This is a genomic window from Dellaglioa sp. CoH-57-MRSF-20, assembly GCF_056781955.1.
Map to the genome: position 1 here is coordinate 1 of NZ_JBXAXV010000157.1, position 376 is coordinate 376.

General features: G+C 51.6%; 1 protein-coding gene. It reads right to left on the bottom strand.

Translation table 11 applies throughout. From position 1 onward, the window contains the following. Positions 1–186, bottom strand: a 186-nt coding sequence (locus AC1RPN_RS08595) for a hypothetical protein (RefSeq protein WP_429605235.1), incomplete at its 3' end; no start/stop codon positions are given. Positions 187–376 lie beyond the last annotated feature (190 nt).

Below are 376 nucleotides of genomic sequence, written 5' to 3' on the forward strand. Positions count from 1 at the left end.
GCGCACAACAGCCCGAAAATTGTTGACGGCGCGCGAGTCACTAGGGCTAATTGTAACGGGCGTGCTCAACCCGTTAGGTGCCGTTAATTTCCCGTGTTTCTTGCCGTGTTCGAACGTCCACTTTTCTTTGCGCACAAGATCGCGAACGATCTTATCAATATCCTTGTTATTGGAATAAAGGCCCATTTTCAAGACCTCTTTTTACGTGCGGCGCGGAGTCGTGCCGTATCGGGGTAATGGTCGCGGGTTCCGGCCGCGATGCACGCGACAATCGCGACGGCGGCAATCGCACAGCAAAGAAAGGTGCCAAACGTTAAGATCATTTTTAAGCCTCGGGTTAATGGCTCACGTGAGCCTATGAGAAGCATTCTATAGA